This is a genomic window from Devosia sp. Leaf420 (genome assembly GCF_001425445.1).
Classification (GTDB): Bacteria; Pseudomonadota; Alphaproteobacteria; order Rhizobiales; family Devosiaceae; genus Devosia.
Map to the genome: position 1 here is coordinate 123884 of NZ_LMQU01000015.1, position 21023 is coordinate 144906.

Annotated in this window: 12 protein-coding genes; 7 read left to right on the forward strand and 5 right to left on the reverse strand. The window is 62.1% G+C overall.

The annotated features are described in order from the left end of the window. Positions 1-53 precede the first annotated feature (53 nt). The 3 genes from ASG47_RS19420 (at position 54) to pbpC (ending at position 9886) form a co-directional block, all read left to right on the forward strand. The gene (locus ASG47_RS19420) at positions 54-2102 is read left to right on the forward strand and encodes a M3 family metallopeptidase (RefSeq protein WP_061911892.1); all 2049 of its coding nucleotides are present in this window, start codon (positions 54-56) and stop codon (positions 2100-2102) included. Between the two features lie 171 nt (positions 2103-2273). After that, complete coding sequence (locus ASG47_RS19425; RefSeq protein WP_061911893.1) at positions 2274-7760, forward strand: alpha-2-macroglobulin family protein; 5487 nt, start codon at positions 2274-2276, stop codon at positions 7758-7760. Beyond that, positions 7757-9886 carry a penicillin-binding protein 1C gene (pbpC, locus tag ASG47_RS19430; RefSeq protein WP_082511866.1) on the forward strand — a complete coding sequence of 710 codons (2130 nt, stop codon included), beginning with the start codon at positions 7757-7759 and terminating at the stop codon, positions 9884-9886. Before ASG47_RS19425 ends, pbpC begins: the two co-directional genes overlap by 4 nt. 184 nt (positions 9887-10070) lie before the next feature. Here pbpC and ASG47_RS19435 read toward each other — a convergent pair whose 3' ends face one another. From ASG47_RS19435 to ASG47_RS19455, 5 genes are all read right to left on the reverse strand, one after another. Further along, a complete protein-coding gene (locus ASG47_RS19435) occupies positions 10071-10841 on the reverse strand; it encodes an SDR family NAD(P)-dependent oxidoreductase (RefSeq protein WP_061911894.1) in 771 nt (256 codons plus the stop codon). Between the two features lie 69 nt (positions 10842-10910). Next, on the reverse strand, positions 10911-11810 hold the full coding sequence (locus ASG47_RS19440) for a dihydrodipicolinate synthase family protein (RefSeq protein WP_061911895.1): 900 nt from the start codon (positions 11808-11810) through the stop codon (positions 10911-10913). Positions 11811-11968: 158 nt separating this feature from the next. After that, positions 11969-13699 (reverse strand): L-arabinonate dehydratase, encoded by a 1731-nt coding sequence (gene araD, locus ASG47_RS19445; RefSeq protein ID WP_061911896.1) that lies wholly within the window; start codon positions 13697-13699, stop codon positions 11969-11971. A gap of 94 nt (positions 13700-13793) precedes the next feature. After that, positions 13794-15074: a Gfo/Idh/MocA family oxidoreductase gene (locus ASG47_RS19450; protein WP_061911897.1), complete on the reverse strand. Its 1281-nt coding sequence runs from the start codon at positions 15072-15074 to the stop codon at positions 13794-13796. A gap of 186 nt (positions 15075-15260) precedes the next feature. Continuing rightward, positions 15261-16589 (reverse strand): MFS transporter, encoded by a 1329-nt coding sequence (locus tag ASG47_RS19455; protein ID WP_061911898.1) that lies wholly within the window; start codon positions 16587-16589, stop codon positions 15261-15263. Between the two features lie 200 nt (positions 16590-16789). Here ASG47_RS19455 and cyoA point away from each other — a divergent pair, with 200 nt between their 5' ends. From cyoA to cyoD, 4 genes are read left to right on the forward strand one after another with little or no spacing between them, the layout of a single operon-like run. Beyond that, positions 16790-17983 (forward strand): ubiquinol oxidase subunit II, encoded by a 1194-nt coding sequence (gene cyoA / locus ASG47_RS19460; RefSeq protein ID WP_061911899.1) that lies wholly within the window; start codon positions 16790-16792, stop codon positions 17981-17983. Next, entirely contained in the window at positions 17980-19977 is a 1998-nt protein-coding gene (gene cyoB, locus ASG47_RS19465; RefSeq protein ID WP_061911900.1) for a cytochrome o ubiquinol oxidase subunit I, read from the forward strand. The genes cyoA and cyoB overlap by 4 nt, the downstream gene beginning before the upstream one ends. Before the next feature lies 1 nt (position 19978). Then, a complete protein-coding gene (cyoC, locus tag ASG47_RS19470) occupies positions 19979-20608 on the forward strand; it encodes a cytochrome o ubiquinol oxidase subunit III (RefSeq protein ID WP_061911901.1) in 630 nt (209 codons plus the stop codon). Continuing rightward, positions 20605-21018: a cytochrome o ubiquinol oxidase subunit IV gene (gene cyoD / locus ASG47_RS19475; protein WP_200913600.1), complete on the forward strand. Its 414-nt coding sequence runs from the start codon at positions 20605-20607 to the stop codon at positions 21016-21018. The genes cyoC and cyoD overlap by 4 nt, the downstream gene beginning before the upstream one ends. The last annotated feature ends 5 nt before the right edge of the window (positions 21019-21023 follow it).

The following is a 21023-nucleotide window of genomic DNA, read 5'->3' on the forward strand; positions in this document are numbered from 1 at the left end:
AACCCTTGTTCCTGGGCATCTGCCAGCCCATTGTTGAGCCAAGGAGTTTGCCGATGACCAATCCCTTTTTAGAAGCCTGGACCACGCCCTTTGAGGCGCCGCCCTTTTCCGCGATCAAGACCGAGCATTTCGCCCCGGCCTATGATGCAGCCATCGCCGAACATGCCGCCGAAATCGCTGCGATCGCCGACAATGCCGAGGCGCCGAGCTTCGAAAACACGGTTGTCGCGCTCGAACTGAGCGGCAAAAATCTCGATCGGCTCGATCTCGTCTTTTCCCAACTGACTTCGGCCAAGGCCGACGATGCTCTGCAGGCCGTCGAGCGCGATGTTGCGCCGCTCCTCGCCCGGCACTGGAACGCGATTTTCCTCAATCCAAAGCTCTTCGCCCGCGTCGATGCACTTTATACGCAGCGCGATGCTCTGGGACTCTCGCCCGAAGCCCTTCGCGTCCTTGAGCGCTATCATCTCGATTTCGTCCGCGCGGGCGCGCAGCTTTCGGCCGACGAACGCCAGCGCTTTGCCGATATCGTCGAGCGCCTTGCCGTCCTTGGCACCACCTTCGGTCAAAAAGTGCTGGCCGATGAGCAGGATACGGTCTTCGCGCTCAGCGAAGCCGAGGCAGAGGGGCTGCCCGAATCCGCCCTTGCCGCCGCTGCCGAAACCGCGCGCGACCGGAAACTCAACGCCCCCTATGCGGTGACGACATCGCGGTCGAGCGTCGAGCCCGTGCTGCATTTCGCGCGCGATCGATCGGTGCGCGAAAAAGTCTGGCGCGCCTTCGTCAAGCGCGGCGCCAATGGCAATGCCAATGATACCCACGCCGTCATCGCCGAAATCCTCGGCCTCCGCACCGAGCTCGCTAAACTTCTCGGCTATTCGACCTATGCCGAATTCAAGCTCGCCGACAGCATGGCAAAAACGCCGAAGGCCGCGCGTGATCTCCTGGAGCGCGTTTGGGCGCCGGGACGCGAACGGGCGCTGGCGGACAAGGAGGCGCTACAGCACTTGATTGACAGCGAAGGCGGAGATTTCAAGCTCGCCGCTTGGGACTGGCGCTACTACGCCGAAAAGCTGCGCCTTGCCCGCTACGATTTCGACGAAACCGCCATCAAACCCTATCTCGAACTCGATAAAGTCATCGAAGCCGCATTCTATACGGCCGAGCGCCTCTTCGGCGTCAGCTTCGTGCTGCGTCCCGATATCGAAGGCTATCATGACGATGTCCGCGTCTGGGAAGTCCAGCGGGCAGGGCGCAGCATTGGCCTCTTCTATGGCGATTTCTTTGCCCGCCCCGGCAAGCGCAGCGGCGCGTGGATGACGTCGTTCCGCAAGCAGTCCAAGCTCGATGGCGACGTGCTGCCGCTCATCGTCAACACCTGCAATTTCATGAAGCCGCCCGCCGGCCAACCAGCTCTGCTTTCGCTGGATGAAGCCCGCACCGTTTTCCACGAATTCGGCCACGGGCTCCATGGCCTTCTTTCCGATGTCACCTTCCCACGCATTTCCGGCACCAGCGTCGCGCGCGATTTCGTCGAACTGCCTTCGCAAATTTACGAGCACTGGCTGGAATCCAAACCCGTCCTTGAACGGCTCGTCCACTATCGTACGGGTGAGACTATCCCACCGGACTTGCTCGAAAAGCTGAAGGCGGCGGGCAAGGCCAATTCAGGCTTTGAAACCGTCGAATTCGTTTCCTCGGCGCTGCTCGACATGGATCTCCACTCCAAGCCGCTCGGCGACAATCCCGACATTGTAGCGCTCGAAGCCGAGACTCTCGCCGATATCGGCATGCCGGCCGAAATCGCCCTCCGCCACGCCAGCACCCACTTCCTTCACCTGTTCTCCGGTGATGGCTATGCGGCCGGCTATTACAGCTATCTCTGGTCCGAAGTGCTCGATGCCGACGGATTCGACGCATTCGAGGAGGTCAGCGATCCCTTCGATACGGCGACGGCCGAACGGCTCTACCGCTATGTCTATTCGGCCGGCGGTTCGCGCGATTATGCCGAGGCCTATCGCCTCTTCCGCGGCCGCGATCCCGATGTCGGGGGCCTTCTCAAGCACCGTGGCTTCGAAACCGAAGGCGGCGCCACCGGGTAAGGCCACCGCGCCGCTCAAATCCGGCGATCATGATTGGGCTCCGAGACTTAGGCAATTGTGACGGTGCGGCAAAGTCCAGCACAATCATTGGCCGAGGTCCGCCAGCGCCCTCTTGCAATCTTGTTACCGTTAAGGTCCTTATCTCGGCGGTGCAGCTTGTGGGAGGGCAGCATGATCTCTGGCCGTCATCTGGTTCGTTTCGTGTTCGGTGCTCTGGCGCTGGCTTTGGCAACATCCTTGCCGGCCTCGGCCGAAAGCAAGGTCACGCTGATCGAGAACACCGATCTCCCGGGCTTCGATTATCAGATCATTAGAGATACCGATCTGCCCACCTGTCAGGCGGCATGCACCGACGACAATATCTGCCGTGCCTTCACCTTCAATGCGCAGAGCAAGTGGTGCTTCCTCAAGGGCGGCCTTGGTGACGAAGCCGAATTTACTGGCGCCACCTCCGGCCGCGTGAGCCATTCACCATCGCCCGCCGTGACCGAAGCGGTACGCCAGGCCGAATTGCCGTTCCCCGCTCAGGACATTATCGACTCTGCCAAGTCTTTCGCGACTAGCCTTCCCGACACCGACGCTCCTGCGCCGAAGGCTGTCTATGGCGATCTCGTCACGTCGGGCGATGAAGCCGCAACCGAAGAAAACTATCCCGCCGCCATGGTCGCCTATCGTCAGGCGCTCGCCATCAATCCCAATGACGGCGCTGTCTGGCAGGCGCTGGCCGAAGCCGCGCTCCGCCGTGCCGATGCTGTCGCCGGGCAGAGCGAGGGCGACAATAGCTACGATCTTTCTTATGTCGGCTCCAACGCGGCGATGAACGCGTTCCTGCGCGCCACGGAAGTCGAAACCCGCGCTTCCGCCCTTCGTGCACTCGCCAATAGCCTTGAATATCGCGAGATGTGGCGCGAAGCGATCGCGACCTACCGCTTGGCCGTCAAGCTCGTGCCTGATGCCGATATCGAAGCGCATCTCGACGATGTTGTTGCCCAGCATGGTTTCCGCATCACCGATCACGTGGTCGACGCTGAAGCCGCCTCGCCGCGCATCTGCATGGTCTTTTCCGATCCCCTCGGCAGCACCGACTTGTCTGCCTTCGTTTCGGTGGCCAATGCGCCGCAGGTGTCGGTCGAAACCGAGACCAGCCAGATCTGCGTCGAAGGCGTGCAGCATGGCAGCCGCTATGACATCAAGGTCCGCGCCGGCCTCAAATCCGCCGATGGCGAAGAACTGGCCAAAGACGTCGATCTCAACGTCTATGTGCCCGATCGCGCGCCCTTTGTCGGCTTTGCCAACAATGCCTATGTCATGCCCGCCGGGCTTGGCGGCGGCCTGCCGATCACCTCGGTCAATGCCGAAACCGCCGAAGTCATGATCTACCGGATCGGCGACCGCTCGATCGCTACTGCCGTGCGCGATGGCATTTTCCAGGGCAATCTTGCCCAATACAATGCCGAGGAAATCGCCGACCGAACTGGCGAGGAAGTCTGGAAGGGCGAGGTCGATCTCGCCCAGGGCGAACCCAACGCGCTCGTCACCACTGCTATTCCAGTGGCGGACACGCTCGGCCAGATGGAAGCTGGCGCCTATGTCATCACCGCCCGCATCAAGGGCGATACCGATGAGGAATACTGGACCGAGCTGGCCACGCAGTGGTTCATCGTCACCGATCTCGGCCTCACCACCATTGCCGGCGATGATGGCGTCCACGCCTTCGTGCGCAGCCTCGATATTGCTGAGCCGGTGGCCGATGCCACTGTCCGGCTCGTTGCGGTCAACAATGAAATCCTTGGCGAAGCCAAAACCGATGCCGATGGCCGCGCCGTCTTTGCGCCGGGCCTCGCCCGTGGCACTGGTGGCCGCGCGCCGCAATTGCTGGTGGCGGAAACCGCCGATGGCGACTATGCCTTCCTCGATCTCTCGAAGCCCGCCTTCGACTTGACCGATCGCGGCGTCGAAGGGCGTCCGTCGCCCGGCCCGCTCGATGCGTTCATGACCACGGAGCGCGGCGTCTATCGCCCCGGCGAGACGGTCTATCTCACGGCACTCCTGCGCGATGCCAAGGCCGAGGCGGTTACAAAACTGCCGTTGACGCTGCAGATCGAGCGGCCCGATGGCGTCTTGGCCGACACGCAGGTGCTCAATGACGAAGGCGCCGGCGGCTATTTCACCGCTCTGCCCATGCCCGATGAGGCCATGCGCGGCTCGTGGACGCTGCGCCTTTATTCCGATCCGAACGCCGATGCGCTCTCGACAACCACCTTCCTTGTCGAAGACTTCGAACCCGAGCGTCTGGCCTTTGAAATCAAGCCGGAAGGCGATGGGCCGTTCAAGGCCGGCGAAGTCAATGCGATCGATATCGCGGCCAAGTATCTCTATGGTGCGACAGCGCCTGGGCTTTCCATCGAAGCCGATGCGATCCTAAGCCCGCGCACGACCCTGCCGGATTTCCCCGGCTTCACCTTCGGCCGGCTCGACGACACCATCGAAACTACCCGCGAGCCGCTCGGCATCGTCGGCGTCACCGATGATGCAGGCAATGCCGTTGCCGAGGTAACCTTGCCCGAAGCGCAGGTGACGACGCGGCCGCTCGAAGCCCAGATTCTTCTTCGCCTTGTCGATACCAGCGGCCGCACGGTCGAGCGCAGCATCACCCGCGCTGTCGAAGCCGATGGCGTGCGCATTGGCATCAAGCCTGTCTTCGATGATGCCTCTGGTTTGCAGGAAGGCAGCCAGGCGCAGTTTGAGCTGATCGCCGTTTCGCCCGAAGGCGAGAAGGTCGCGGCCAGCGATCTCAACTGGACGCTGTCCAAGGTCGAGACCAATTACCAATGGTATCGCGATGGCAGCACCTGGAAGTGGGAAGGGATCACCACCGCCCGCGATATCGCCAATGGCACCGCCGAAACCACCGATGGCGGCTCCGCGACTGTCGGCGCCAATGTCGATTGGGGGCTCTATCGCCTTGAAGTCGAGGGCGATGGCACCTCGTCGAGCTACGAATTCTATGCCGGCTATTATTACGCCGATGCCGGCTCGGACACGCCCGACACGCTGCAGGTGGCCCTCGATAAGGACGCCTATAAGGTCGGCGACACGGCAAATCTGAAACTCGATCCGCAATTTGCCGGCAAGGCGCTTGTCATGGTGATCGACAATCGCGTCATCGCCATGGAAGCCGTTGATGTGCCAGAAGGCGGCACGACTGTCGGCCTGCCGGTCACCGAGGAATGGGGCCCCGGCGCCTATGTGACCGCGATCCTCTATCGCCCGTCCGACGCTGCCGAAAAGCGCATGCCCTCGCGCGCGCTTGGCCTCGCTTTCGCCGATGTGGAGCCCGGCGACCGCAAGCTCGATGTCAGCCTTGAAACGCCGACCGAAACCCTGCCGCGCGAAGCCTTCACCACCAAGGTCAAAATCGCCAATGTACAACCGGGCGAAACGGCCTATGTCGCCGTGGCGGCCGTCGATCTCGGCATTCTCAACCTCACCAATTTCAAAGTGCCGGCGCCCGATGACTACTATTTCGGCCAGCGCCAACTCGGCATGGATATCCGCGATCTCTACGGTTCGCTGATCGATCCGACGCAGGGTCTGGCCGGCGCGATGCGCTCGGGCGGCGATGGTGGCGGTTCGCGCTTGGGCACGCCGCCGCCGACTTCGGTTCTCGTGGCGCTCCATTCGGGCATTGTCACCGTAGGCGAAGACGGTACGGCCGAAGTCAGCTTCAACATGCCCGATTTCACCGGCACGGTGCGGGTCATGGCCATGGCCTGGACGGCGAGCGCCGTGGGTCATGCCTCAGCCGATGTGCTGGTGCGCGATCCGGTCGTCGTCACCCTCAGCCCGCCGCGGTTCCTCCGCGTCGGCGATGAGGCGCGGCTTCTCGTCGAGGTCAACAATGTCAGCGGCGAAGCCGGCACCTATAAGCTCGCGCTTTCAAGCGGGGAGGGGATTTCGGTCTCGTCCGAAGAGCAGGATGTCACCCTCGACAAGGAAGCACGCACCTCGCTCGATTTGAGCCTCAATGGCATGCAAATCGGCGATTGGCCGGTGGCGCTCACCATCACCGCGCCCGATGGCACGGTCCAGACCAAGGACCTGCTCCTTGGCGTCCGGCCGACCTCTGCGCCGGTGACCACCAGCCGTCTCCTGCCGATCAAGGCTGGCGAAACCGCTGAAATCGGCCGCGATATCTTCGAGGGCTTCCTCGCCGATACCGGCTCGGTCACCCTTGCCATCGGCCCCATCGCGCGTCTCGACGTACCGGGGCTCCTCCTCTCGCTCGATCGCTACCCCTATGGCTGCGCCGAGCAGACATCGAGCCGTGCCTTGCCGCTCCTTTACCTCAACGATGTCGCCCGCATGATCGGCGTCGCCGAGGACGACAAGCTCAACAAGACCGTCACCGATGCCATTGCCAGCGTTCTCGCCAAGCAGACATCGGCCGGCGGCTTCGGACTTTGGGGGCCATTCGATGGCGGTGATTTCTGGCTCGATGGTTTCGTGACCGACTTCCTCCTCCGCGCCAAGGCGGCCGGCTATGCCGTGCCCGAACAGGCGCTCGGGATGGCGCTCGATAATCTCTCGAACCAGCTCTCCTATGCCTCTGATTTCGACAATGGCGGCGAAGCCATTGCCTATGCGCTCTACGATCTGGCGCGCGCCGGACGCGTGGCGATGGGCGATCTTCGCTACTATTTCGAAGCCCGCCTCTCCGCCTTCGGTTCGCCGCTGGCCAAGGCACAGCTCGGTGCAGCACTCGCCCTTTATGGCGATACCAGCCGGGCGAGCGAGGCTTTTGCCGCCGCGCTTGACAGCCTCAGCGCCCGCGAAAACGCCAATCGCTATCGCGACGACTATGGCAGCCGCATGCGCGACATGGCCGGCGTCCTGGCGCTGGCGGCTGAGTTCAAGTCCTCGGGCGTTGACCTGACCTCGCTCTCCAACCAGCTCGCCAAGATGCGGGACCGCACCACATATACGTCCACCCAAGAAGATAGCTGGACGCTGCTCGCCGCCGCAGCACTTGGCGCTTCGACCACCGATGGCTCGGTGAGCCTCAATGGCGAGGCGCTGACGGGCCAGGTCTATCGCCGCTTCGAAGAGACTGGCTTCACGCCGATCGAGATCGGCAATAATGGCGAAGCCGATACCGAGGCCAAGGTGACTGTCACGGGATATCCCGCGACCCCGCCCGAGGCGAGCGAGAACGGTTTCACCATCACCCGCGACTACTACCTGCCCGATGGCACCGAGGTCGATCCGACCGACGGATCGCTCAGCCAGAACGACAGGCTCGTCGTCGTGCTGCGCGTGCGGCCGGATAATCTCGGCTCTGGCCAGTATATCGTCGCCGATCCGCTCCCGGCCGGGTTCGAAATCGAGAACCCGAGCCTGTCGGCCGGCGATGGTGCGTCGGACTTCAATTGGCTGAGCCTTGATGCGCCGAGCCATGTGGAATCGCGGACCGACCAATATGTCGCCGCCTTCCGCTACTCGTCCGATCCCGGCACCTTCACCACTGCCTATCTCGTGCGGGCGGTGACCCCGGGCAGCTTCGTGCTGCCGGGCGCGACGGTGGAAGATATGTATCGGCCCGAGTTCCGCGCCAATACCGCCGCCGGCGCCATCGAGATCACCGCCAGCGGTCCATGATCGAGGCGGACGGAGATAACAAAGCCAAACGGCCGCGCCCCTGGGTGGCGCGGCTGACCCTGCTTGGCTTTTCGCTCTTTGTGCTGGTACTCGCCTCTGTGATCCAGCTCACCTCCTGGGTCACGACGATCTCGGCCAATCTGCCGCCTGTGCCCGATGTCGCCCTCATGCCGGTCTCGGTTGCCGTCACCGACCGCAATGGGCTCCTCCTTCGGCCCTTCACCACCGCCGACGGCCGCTGGCGCCTGCCCGCGACCAAGGCCGATGTCGACAAGCGCTTCATCGACATGCTGCTCGCCTATGAGGACCGCAATTTCGCGCGCCACGAAGGCGTGGAATGGTCCTCCATGGCGCGCGCGGCCGGGCAGTTCGTCTTGGCCGGCGGAAAAATCGTCTCTGGTGGTTCGACGCTCACCATGCAGGTCGCGCGGCTCGTTGAAGGTCAGCCGACCCGCAATGCCTATGGCAAGCTGCGCCAGATGGTCCACGCTCAGCAGCTCGAAGCGAACTTGAGTAAGGACGAAATCCTCGATCTCTACCTGACCCTTGCGCCCTATGGTGGCAATATCGAGGGCATCCGCGCCGCGAGCCTCGCTTACTTCGGCAAGGAGCCGACGCGGCTGACGACAGCCGAGGCAGCGTTGCTCGTCGCCTTGCCGCAATCCCCCGAAGCGCGGCGTCCCGATCGCGACCTGGTTGCCGCACTCGCGAGCCGTAACAAGGTGCTCGATCGGCTCGTGACCACCGGTACGATCGCCGCAGAAGAGGCCGAGGCTGCCAAGCGCGAACCCATCCCCGAAGCCCGCCGCGCATTCCCCATGCTCGCGGCGCATATGGCAGAGCAGGCCACAAAAGCCCAACCCGAAGCCCGCACCGTGGCGCTGACGCTCGATCGGCAATTGCAGGATGCGCTGGAGCGTCTTGCAGCAGCGCGGGCAAGGCTGATCGATCCGCGCGTCTCAGTCGCCATTGTCGCCGCCGATATCGAGACCGGCGAGGTCCTCGCTTCCGTCGGTTCAGCAGGCCTGTTCGATCAGCAAAGCGCGGGCTTCGTTGATATGACGCAGGCCATCCGCTCGCCCGGCTCGACCCTTAAACCCATGATCTATGGCCTCGCCTTCGAGCTCGGCCTTGCCCATCCCCAAAGCCTGATCGAAGATCGCCCCACCGCATTCGGCGGCTATGTGCCGGTCAATTTCGACGGTTTTAGCCGCGGCACCGTGACCATCCACGACGCGCTGACGGAATCGCTCAATATCCCCGCCGTCGTCGTGCTCGATGCCGTCGGCCCGGCGCGACTCGTTTCGCGTCTCCGCCGCGCCCATGCCGATCCGCGCCTGCCGGTCGATACGGCCCCGAGTCTTGCCGTGGGCCTTGGCGGCGTCGGCATTACGCTGCGCGATCTCGTCTCCGTCTACGCCGCCATCGGCCATGGCGGCGTGCCGGTCTCGCTCTACGATGGCATCGGCCCGCGCCCGGAGCGACAGGTGGCCGCGCCCGTGCTCGATCCGGTCTCGGCCTGGTACGTGGCCGATATTCTGGCCGACGTGCCGCCGCCCCTCAACGGTTCCCCCGGCCGCATCGCCTACAAGACCGGCACGTCCTATGGCTATCGCGATGCCTGGGCCATCGGCTTTGATGGCAAGACGGTCATCGGCGTCTGGGTCGGCCGCCCCGATGGCGCGCCCGTACCCGGGCTTTCGGGGATTACCGGCGCTGCACCCGTGCTGTTCGAAGCCTTCGATCGCCTCGGCAGTCGCAAGGCGCCGCTGCCGAAAGCGCCCCCTGGCGTACTTTCCGCTTCCAACGCCGAGCTGCCAACCCCGCTCCGCCGCTTCCGTCACCCGAACGAAAACCTCGTCGCCCGCGTCGCCTCGCCCGAAATCGCCTTTCCCGGCGACGGCGTCGATGTCGATCTCGGCCTGGCCTCGGGCTCGCAAGCGCCGCTCACCGTAAAAGTCCGAAACGGCGTCCCGCCCTTCACCTTCTTTGCCAACGGCGCGCCGTTTGGGCGGTCGCAATTCGGGAGGCAAGATAGCTGGACGCCGGATGGTCCGGGCTATGTGACGCTGTCCGTCGTTGATGCCGAGGGCAGGGGGGATAGCGTCACGGTGTTTTTGGATTGATTTTTTGGCGCCCGTCGTTGGATGGACTCGCGTCGTCTCACCACCACCGGCTGTCATCCCCGCGAAGGCGGGGATCCATCTTGAGATCTCAGGGTGGGCCCCGGCTCAAGGCCGGGGTGACATCGAGATCGAGGTGTCATCTGTTCAAGTCAGCGTCTGAACTAGATGGCTAGGGGCAGATGCCTCAAGCATTCGCCCAGCCGCCATCCACGACGAACTGCTGCGCCGAGATCATCTTGCTGTCGTCCGCCGCGAGGAACAGCGCCATGCGCGCGACATCCTCCGGCATGACGCGTCCAGCAAGCGGCTGGTTGGCTTCGATTTCGGCCTCCCCCTTCGCATCGAGCCAATGGGTAATCTGGCGCTCCGTCATCACCCAGCCGGGCACGAGCGTATTGACGCGAATGCCGCTCTTGCCCAGTTCGCGCGCCATTGAGCGTGTCAGCCCATGGGTCGCAGCCTTGGCCGTTTCATAGACCGGGATCTTTGGGGTCATGATCATCCAGCTGATCGAGCCGGTGTTGATGATCGACCCGCGACCAGCCTTGATCATGCCGGGCGCCACGGCCTGGATGGCGAAGAAAGCGTGCTTGAGATTGACCGCCATGCGCTCGTCCCAATAGGCGGGGGTCACCTCGCTCCAGTCGTGGCGCTGGTCATTCGCGGCATTGTTGATCAGCGCCAGCGTATCCCCATGGGCGGCGGCAAAGCCGGCGATGACGGCCTGATAGGCTTCGGTGTCGGTGACGTCGCAGAGGGTGAAGAGAACAGTCTGGCCGGCCGCGGTTAGTTCCTCGGCCAAGGCCTTGCCCGCCTCATCGGCGATATCGACAAAGCCCACCTTCGCCCCCTGCGCCGCAAAAAGGCGGACAAGCGACTCGCCGATCCCCGAGGCGCCGCCGGAAATGACGACCGGCATGCCGGCAAGGCTGGGATAGCGGGCGGTTTCAGTCATGGCAGCTCCGGAAGGCTCGATAGTTTTTTGCTATCTAGCCCTCCCAGCCTATCCAAGAAAACCGCAAAATCAGCGAAGCTGGTTCGCGGCGATAAACGCGTCGAGCTTTCCCTGCTGCGCCGGTGTGAGCGGCCAGGCGGAAGGCGGCCGCGTCGGGCCGCAATCGCGGCCGAGCGCCTTGAGTGCGGCCTTGACGCCGGTGACATTGGTGCCGTTCATTTCTTCGGCTCGGATATCTTCGAACGCGCGCATGCCAGCAACGAGCTCATTGGCCTCCGCATAATTTCCGGCCTCGAGCGCGGCGTGAATGGCGAGCGACCGTTCGGGCCAGACATTGATGAGGCCAGAGGTAAATCCGCGCGCCCCGACAGCATAAAAACTAGGTGCCCAGACTTCGGCGAGCCCACCGACCCAGACGATCACGGGGTCGCAAGCGGCCTTGGCTTCGGCCAGCTTGAGCGGATTGGGCGTCGCCCATTTGACGCCCTTGACCCCCGGCACAGCGCAGAGATCGGCAATGGCCTTGGTGCCGATCGCGTCGTTGCGCAGATAGAGCATCATCGGCAAGCCGCCCGAGGCATCGGCAACGGCCTTGATATAGTCGACGACGCCACGCGGGGAGACAAAGGGATCGGGCGGCTGGTGGATCATCAGCGCGGTGGCGCCCGCTTCGGCGGAGGTCTTGGCCAGCGCCGTGGCATCGCGAATGCCGCGGCCAATGCCGGCGAGCACAGGCGCCCGGCCATCAACCAGCGCGACGACCTCGCGCACCATGATCGAGGCCTCGTCGGTCGTCAGCGCGTAAAACTCCCCGGTATTGCCATTGACCACCGGCATATGAAGCCCCGCGGAAAGTGCGCGATCAACAATCGGCACCAGTTTTTGCGGCGCCACGTCGCCCTTGTCGTCATAGGGGGTGACAAGAATGCCGGAAATGCCGGTCAGGGCCTGGTCGAGAGTGAGTGGCATTCGCTTTTCCTTGTGCTCCAGTGGCGCCCTACGCTCGATGTCACCCCGGCCTTGAGCCGGGGCTTATCCTGAGATCTCGAGATGGATCCCCGCCTGCGCGGGGATGACAATCGGTGGACGTGAGGGCATCGTGTTCACCACGAGGACCCCGCATTCCCTCAATAAATATCCGGCTCCCCAGCCGCAGGCCCAAACCCGCGCTCGAGGAAATCGAAGTCGCAGCCCTTGTCGGCCTGCGTGACGTGTTTGGAATACATCCAGCCCCAGCCGCGTTGAAAGCGGGGCTCCGGCGGCGTCCAGGCGGCGCGGCGGCGCGCGATTTCGTCTTCGGCAACCAGCATGTCGAGCCGGCGATTTTCGAGATCGAGTTTGACGATGTCCCCGGTCTGCAGCAGCGCCAGGGGACCGCCGACGTAAGACTCCGGCGCCACATGCAACACGCAGGCGCCGTAAGAGGTGCCGCTCATGCGTGCGTCGGAAATGCGCAGCATGTCGCGAAAGCCCTGCTTGATCAGGGCTTTGGGGATGGGCAGCATGCCCCATTCGGGCATGCCGGGGCCACCGAGCGGACCGGCATTGCGCAGCACCAGGACGTGGTCGGGCGTGACATCGAGATCTTCGTCGTCGATCGCCGCCTTCATCTCGGCGTAGGAATCAAAGACTAGCGCGGGGCCTTGATGTTGATAATATTTCGGGTCACAGGCCGCGGGTTTGATCACCGCGCCATCCGGGCAAAGATTGCCGCGCAGCACGGCAAGCGAGCCCTCGTGATAGACCGGGTTCGATAGCGGCCGGATAACGTCATCATTATAGACCTTGGCGCCATCAAGGTTCTCGCCCAGCGACTTGCCATTGGCGGTGATGCAAGAGAGGTGGAGGCGATCGGCAATCTGCGCCATCAGCCCCCTGATCCCACCGGCAATATAAAAGTCTTCCATCAGATAGCCGGTGCCCGACGGGCGGACATTGGCGAGAAGGGGTGTCGTCCGTCCCAGCGCGTCGAGATCGTCGAGATCGAGGTCGACCCCGGCGCGGCGCGCCATGGCAATGATGTGGACCACGGCATTGGTCGAGCAGCCGGTGGCCATGGCGACAATGGCGCCATTGCGTATCGAGGCTTCGGTGACGATACGGTTGGGCGCGAGGTCCTCCCAGACCATGTCGACAATGCGCCGCCCGCAATCGGCGGCCATGCGCTGGTGTGCTGAGTCGACCGCCGGGATGGATGACGCGCCGGGCAGGGTGAGGCCCATGGCATCGACAATGGCGGTCATGGTCGACGCCGTGCCCATGGTCATGCAGACGCCCGCCGAGCGTGCGATGCCGCCTTGAAGGCCTTGCCATTCCTCGTCCGAAACATTGCCGGCGCGGCGCTCGTCCCAATATTTCCAGGCGTCGGAGCCTGAGCCCAGTGTCTTGCCGGCATAATTGCCGCGCATCATCGGCCCAGCGGGCAGGTAGATCATCGGCACATTGGCGGTGATCCCGCCCATGACGAGGCCGGGCGTGGTCTTGTCGCAACCGCCCATCAGCACCACACCGTCGAGCGGGTGCGAGCGGATGGTTTCCTCGGTCTCCATGGCAAGGAGATTGCGATAGAGCATCGATGTCGGCTTGGTAAAACTCTCGTCGACCGAGAGCGTCGGCAGCTCGACCGGAAACCCGCCTGCCGCGAGCACGCCGCGTTTCACCGCTTCGACACGCTCGGGAAAGTGGCTGTGGCAGGCGTTGAGTTCGGACCAAGTGTTGAGGATGCCGATCACGGGCTTGCCCATGAAATCGGCCTCGGAATAGCCGAGCTGCATCAGGCGCGAGCGGTGCCCAAAGCTCCGGAGGTCGTCAGGCGCAAACCAGCGCGCGGACCGCAATTGCTCTGATGTCTTGCGCATGATCTCCTCCTCATGCCGTCGCTGCAGGGAAGCAAGGGGCCCGCCTCCCAACGGGCCCCCAGCCGTGTCGATCAAGCCTTGATCCGCTTTTTGGTCAGAGTTTGACTAGTGTCCGCACATCGACCGGCAAGCCGGTGGCAAAGGACTGGTTGGCCGCAATACCGGTCAGGATCGAGAGCGCACCATCGCGATGGTTGGCGCCATAGCCAGGGCGCGGCGTCGCGTTGCCGAAGATCTCTTCGAGCATGATCTTGTCGCCGCCGCCATGGCCGCCTTCGCCGGCCGGTACGTGAACCACTCGAGATTCGCCATGGAGCGGGAAGTGGTAGAGGTCGACGCCCTTGGCCGCGCCCTCTGCCGTCGAGGTCGAGCCGGCATTGATATAGGATGTCTCGCGAACCATCAGCTCGAGCCGTCCACCGGTGCCGTTGATGGCGACGTTGAAGCCTTCCCAGGGCGCATAGGCATAGAGCGAATAGGTCATCACCGCCTTGTTGCGATAACGGACCATGACATTCATTGTGTCTTCGATGGAAATGCCGTCGCCAAAGACGTTCTGGTCGCGCTGGTAGCCGTCTTCCTTCTCCGCGTCCCAATAGAGCGCCTTCTGCGTCGGGGTCGCGGTCAGATCGATGGCAAACTTGTCGTCCTTGGCCGCTTCGACGCCGGTCGTGCGGGTATAGGGCGTGAAAACGCCGCGTTCTTCGGCATTGGCGCGGCCGTAAAACTTGAGATCGCCCATGGCAAAGACTGTGTCGGGCTGGCTACCGAGCCAGAAATTGACGAGGTCGAAGTGGTGGGTCGACTTGTGGACCATCAGGCCACCGGAATTGCGCTTGTCGCGGTGCCAGCGGCGGAAATAATCGGCGCCGTGGCGCGTATCGAGCAGCCATTCGAAGTGGATCGAGGTCGGCGTGCCGATGGCGCCTTCGGCGATCAGCTCGCGCAGGGCCGAGTTGTGCGGGGCATAGCGGTAGTTGAAGGTCACGCGGACATTGCGTCCGGTGCGCTCGACGGCGTCCAGAATCTCCTGGCACTTTTCCTTGTCGACTGTCATCGGCTTTTCGGTGATGACGTCGCAGCCGAGCTCCATGGCGCGGATGATGTATTTGTGGTGGGTGCGGTCGACCGAAGTGACAATCACATATTGCGGCTTGGTTTCGGCGATCATGCGCTCGAAATCTTCGGCCTTATAGGTCGGCACGGCTTCGCCGCCGAGTTCTTCGACGAAGACGCGGTTGGTATAGTCCATGCGCGTCTGGTTGGTGTCGCAGAGTGCGACCATGCGGGAATTGTCCTTGTGGGGTCCCAGAATGGCCTCGTAGAACATCCTGGCCCGTCCGCCCGTGCCCACGATTGCATAAGTCTTGGCCATTTCCGCTCCTTGCATGCCGGCTCATCCGCGGCGCGATCAACAGGGGTATTCGCCGCGCGGTTACATGTACCATACAAGATTGGCGGCGTGCACTTGTTCTTTTGGCGCAACCTAAAAAAGGCGAAACGCGCGGCCCCAAGGGAGCCGCGCGTTTCGATTCTTTCCAACAATTCAGATGCTTGGCGCTCAGTTGGTCCGCGCCAACTGCCGGTTGAAGTAGAGCGCGAGGAGCGTACAGACCGCACCCGACAGCAGATAGGCACCCGAGGAAATCAGCCCGAACGAGGCCGAAAGCGCCAGCGCCACAACCGGCGCAAAGCCGGCGCCGAAGAGCCAGGCCATGTCCGAAGTCAGCGCCGAACCGGTATAGCGATAGAGCCGGCTGAAGTTCGAGGCGACCACGCCCGAGGATTGGCCAAACGAAACGCCGAGAAGGGCAAAGCCCACGACCATGTAGATGATTTCGCCGATCTGTCCGGCGCCCAGCAGCAGCGGGGCAAACACGGAATAGACACCGATGAAAGCGGCCGAGACGCCGAGCAGCCAGCGGCGCCCGAAGCGGTCGGCGAGGAAACCCGAAAGGATCACCGCGACAAGGCCGACACAGGCCGAGCCGACTTCAATCAGCAGAAAATCGACCGGCGGATCTTCGGTATAGAGGAACACATAGGAGAGCGGAAACACCGTGACCATGTGAAAGAGCGCAAAACTGGCAAGCGGAGCAAAGGCGCCGATGACGACATTGCGCCAGTCATTGGCGAGCGTTTCGCGAATGGTCGAGGGGATCAGTTCGCCGCTCTTGAAGAGATTGGTATATTCCGGCGTAACAACGATGCGGAGGCGCGAGAACAGCGCCACGACGTTGATGGCGAAAGCCACGAAGAACGGATAGCGCCAGCCCCATTCGAGGAAATCCTGGGCCGACAGCGCCGAGGAGAGATAGGCGAACAGCGCACTCGCGACGATCAGCCCGATCGGAGCGCCCAGTTGAGGCATCATCGCATACCAGCCGCGCTTGTGCTGCGGCGCATTGAGCGCGAGGAGCGAGGCGAGCCCGTCCCAAGCACCGGCAAGCGCGAGGCCTTGGCCGATGCGGAAGATGATGAGGATGGCAATGGCAAGCCAACCCACCTGATCATAGCTTGGGAGGAACGCCACGGCCACCGTCGAAACGCCGAGCAACATAAGCGCGATGGTCAGCCGCACACCGCGGCCATAGTTTCGGTCGACTGCCGAAAACAGCACCGTACCGAACGGGCGCGCGACGAATGCGAGCGCAAAAACCGCGAAAGAAAGCAGTGTTCCGGTCACCGGATCGGCAAAGGAAAAGATGACCGAGGGAAAAACCAGCACCGAGGCAATGGCATAGACGAAGAAGTCGAAGAACTCGGACGTGCGACCAATAATCACACCGATGGCGATTTCGCCAGCGTCAACTGCTCGATGACTGTCGTTGACGTTGCGCGCGTCTTGCTCAGCCGATGTTTCACCGACATGCGTAGAAGAAGCGGCCATATCGCTAAGCTCCTGACTTTAATCGATTTTCCTTTGAGGGCTATTCCGGCTCGCTCAATAGGACGCCCAGGATATGGGCAATTTCGTTTTCTCATGCATTATAGCGCGGCGACTTACGAGTGGACAAAATGTCCGATGGCGCTGTTCGCTCCATGAGAGTAGGCCGCAAGGAAAGCGCAGTCTTCCTCCCAAGGGCCGCCATGTCACGTTTTGCCAAATTCCTGTCTGTCTCTTTGCTGGCACCATTCCTTGCCGGTTGCAATGCCGTGGTGATGGCGCCGGCCGGCGATATCGCCGTGCAACAGCGCGATCTGATCATCATCGCTACGGTGCTGATGCTCCTGATCATCATCCCGGTCATGGTGCTGGTGGTGCTCTTCGCCCGAAAATACCGGGCGTCCAACACTGAAGCCGAATATGAGCCAGATTGGCACCATTCGACCCGGCTCGAACTCGTCATCTGGTCGGCGCCCCTCGCCATCATCATCTGTCTTGGCGCGGTCACTTGGGTGTCGACGCATTTGCTCGATCCCTATCGCGAACTTGGCCGCCTCGGCCCCGATCGTCCGGTCCCCGCCAATACCGAGCCGCTTGAAGTGGAAGTGGTCGCGCTCGATTGGAAGTGGATGTTCATCTATCCCCAGTACGACATCGCGACCGTCAACGAACTCGTCGTGCCTGTCGATCGTCCGATCAGCTTCCGGCTGACCGCGTCGACGGTGATGAACTCGTTCTACATCCCTGCCATGGCCGGCATGATCTACGCCATGCCCGGCATGCAGACCCGCCTTCATGGCGTCATCAACAATCCCGGCGAATACAAGGGCATTGCCGCTCACTATAGCGGCCATGGTTTCTCGGGCATGCACTTCGTCACCAAGGGTGTCAGCGACGCTGAATTCGATACCTGGGTCGGCGACGTCAAGGGTTCGCCCGATATGCTCAACCGCCAGCGCTATCTCGAAGTCGAAAAGCCCAGCGAACACGTGCCGGTCATGCATTTTGCCGGCGTTGAAAGCGGGCTTTATACCGCCATCGTCAATATGTGCGTCGAACTCGATAAGATGTGCATGAGCGAGATGATGTCGATTGACGAGCAGGGCGGCCTTGGCCATGCCGGCATCGATAATCTCGCACCCGCGCTTTATGGCGGCGGCGAACGCAATCGCTCGCCCTTTGGCCCGCAAAAGACCTATGTCGCGGCGATCTGCTCGACCGACGAAGCCATCGCCATGACCGCAAAGCTCCCGGCCATCCACGCGCCGAACAGCGCGCCGCTGCTTGGCCGCGGCATTGCCCGGCCGGAAGCTGTTGCCCAAAGCAATGCACCCGCTCTTGACTGGCTCGCCGGCAAGCTCGCCTTCAATCAAAACACATCGACTGACGCGCTATGACAAACGAGTTCTGGTCCTTCATCTTCGGGCGCCTGACCTGGGACGTGCTGCCGCTGCACGAACCGATCGTCGTCGTCACCTTCATCGTGGTCGCCATCGCAGGCCTCGCCGTCGTCGGCGCCATCACCTATTTCAAGCTCTGGGGCTACCTCTGGAAAGAGTGGTTCACGAGCGTCGATCACAAGAAGGTCGGCATCATGTATATGGTGCTGGGCCTCGTCATGCTGCTGCGCGGCTTTGCCGATGCCTTGATGATGCGCCTCCAGCAGGCCATCGCCTTCAATGGTTCTGAAGGCTATCTCAACGCCCACCACTATGATCAGCTGTTTTCCGTCCACGGCGTGATCATGATCTTCTTCGTCGCCATGCCGCTGATCACCGGCTTCATGAACTATATCGTTCCGTTGCAGATCGGCGCGCGCGACGTCAGCTTCCCCTTCCTCAACAATTTCTCGTTCTGGATGACGGCGAGCGGCGCTGTGCTGGTCATGGCGAGCTTGTTCATCGGCGAATTCGCCCAGACCGGTTGGCTGGCCTTCCCGCCTTTGTCAGGCATCGAACATTCACCGGCCTCGGGCGTCGACTATTACATCTGGGCGCTGCAGATCGCGGGCGTGGGCACGACCCTTTCGGGGGTCAATCTCATCGCGACCATCATCAAGATGCGCGCGCCAGGCATGACCTTGATGAAGATGCCAGTCTTCACCTGGACTTCGCTCTGTACCAACGTCCTGATCGTGGCGTCCTTCCCGATCCTGACCGCCGTGCTGACGTTGCTCGCCCTCGATCGCTATGTGGGGACGAACTTCTTCACCTCCGATTTCGGCGGCAATCCGATGATGTATGTCAACCTCATCTGGATCTGGGGCCATCCGGAAGTTTACATCCTTATCCTGCCTGCCTTCGGCATCTTCTCCGAAGTCGCCTCGACCTTTTCGGGCAAGCGCCTCTTTGGTTACACGTCCATGGTCTATGCCACGGTCGTTATTACAGTGCTGTCCTATCTCGTCTGGCTGCACCACTTCTTCACCATGGGGTCCGGTGCGAGCGTCAATTCGTTCTTTGGCATCACGACGATGATCATCTCGATCCCCACGGGGGCGAAGATCTTCAACTGGCTCTTCACGATGTATAAGGGCCGGATCCGGTTCGAACTGCCGATGATGTGGCTCATCGCCTTCATGCTCACCTTTACCATTGGTGGCATGACCGGCGTGCTGCTCGCCGTGCCGCCGGCCGACTTCGTGCTGCACAATTCGCTGTTCCTCGTGGCGCACTTCCACAACGTCATCATCGGCGGCGTGCTGTTCGGCATCTTTGCCGGCATCAACTACTGGTGGCCCAAGGCCTTCGGCTACAAGCTCAACCAGTTCTGGGGCAAGATCTCGTTCTGGCTCTGGAATGTCGGCTTCTGGCTCGCTTTCGGTCCGCTTTATGTGCTGGGCCTGATGGGTGTCACCCGGCGTCTCCGCACATTCGATGATCCATCGCTCCAGATCTGGTTCATCATTGCCGGTATCGGTGCTCTCGTCATCGCCGGCGGCATCGGCGCCATGATCATCCAGTTCACCGTCTCGATCATGTCCAAGAACAAGGAATGGGACACGACCGGCGATCCGTGGAACGGCCGCACCCTCGAATGGGCAACGTCTTCGCCGCCGCCACAATACAACTTCGCCTTTACCCCGATCATCCACGATGGCGATGCCTGGGCGGATATGAAAGCGCGCAATGCACAGCGTCCGGTCACGGGCTATATGGACATCCATATGCCGCGCAATACCGGCACGGGCATCATCCTTGCCGGCCTCAGCGTCGTCCTTGGCTTTGCGCTCATCTGGTATATGTGGTGGCTCGTCATCCTGAGCTTTGTCGCCATCATCGGCGCGGCCATCATGCATACCTTCAATTATGACCGCGATTATTACATCCCGATCGAGGCTGTGGCCGAGGTCGAAGACGAGCGCACGCGCCTCTTGAGCGGAGCACGCTAAGATGAGTTCACCCGCCAACACGACGACTGCCGACGCGCCAGAATTCTACGAGATCGTGGCGCACGATCACCCCGCTCACGCCTCGACGCAGATCGGATTCTGGATCTACCTGATGAGCGATTGCCTCATCTTCGCGTCGCTCTTTGCCATCTATGGCGTGCTCGGTGGTAGTTTTGCCGCCGGTCCGTCGCCCGAGCATCTGTTCAATCTGCCTCTCGTTGCCGTCAGCACGACGGCCCTGCTTCTGAGTTCCATCACCTATGGCTTTGCCATGCTGGATATGGACGAGGGCAAGCAGAAGAGCACGCTGATCTGGCTCTCGATCACGGGGCTTTTGGGCGCGGTGTTCCTGGGTCTGACGCTCTATGAATTCTACCACATGATCCAGGAAGGCGCGGTGCCGCAGCGCTCCGCTTTCCTCTCCGCCTTCTTCGTCCTGGTCGGCACGCACGCCCTCCACGTCACCTTCGGCATCCTGTGGCTGATCACGCTTGTCGCTCAGATCAGCATGAAGGGCCTGATCCCGGCCAACAAGATCCGCGTTCAGTGCCTCTCGATGTTCTGGCACTTCCTCGACGTCATCTGGATTGGCGTCTTCACGGTTGTCTATCTTATGGGGATGCTGCGATGAGCGCTCAAAGCCCGGACACATTGACGGCCTCCGAAATGGCCCATGCCCACCCCAATCCCCATGCTCATGGGGACGGGCACGATCACGGCACACGCCGCACCTATCTCATCGGCTTCGCGCTGTCGGTCATCCTCACGGCTATTCCGTTCTGGCTGGTGATGGGCGATGTCATCGCCGATCGCACGATCGCAACGCTCCTCATCATGGCGTTTGGTGTTGCCCAAATCTTCGTTCACATGGTCTATTTCCTCCATATGAACACCAAGTCCGAGGGCGGCTGGACCATGATGGCGGCGATCTTCACCATCATCGTCATCGTCATCGCGCTCTCCGGCTCGCTCTGGGTGATGTTCCACCTCAACACCAACATGATGCCGGGTCACACCATGAACCCCGCGGACATGATCTAGCGCCG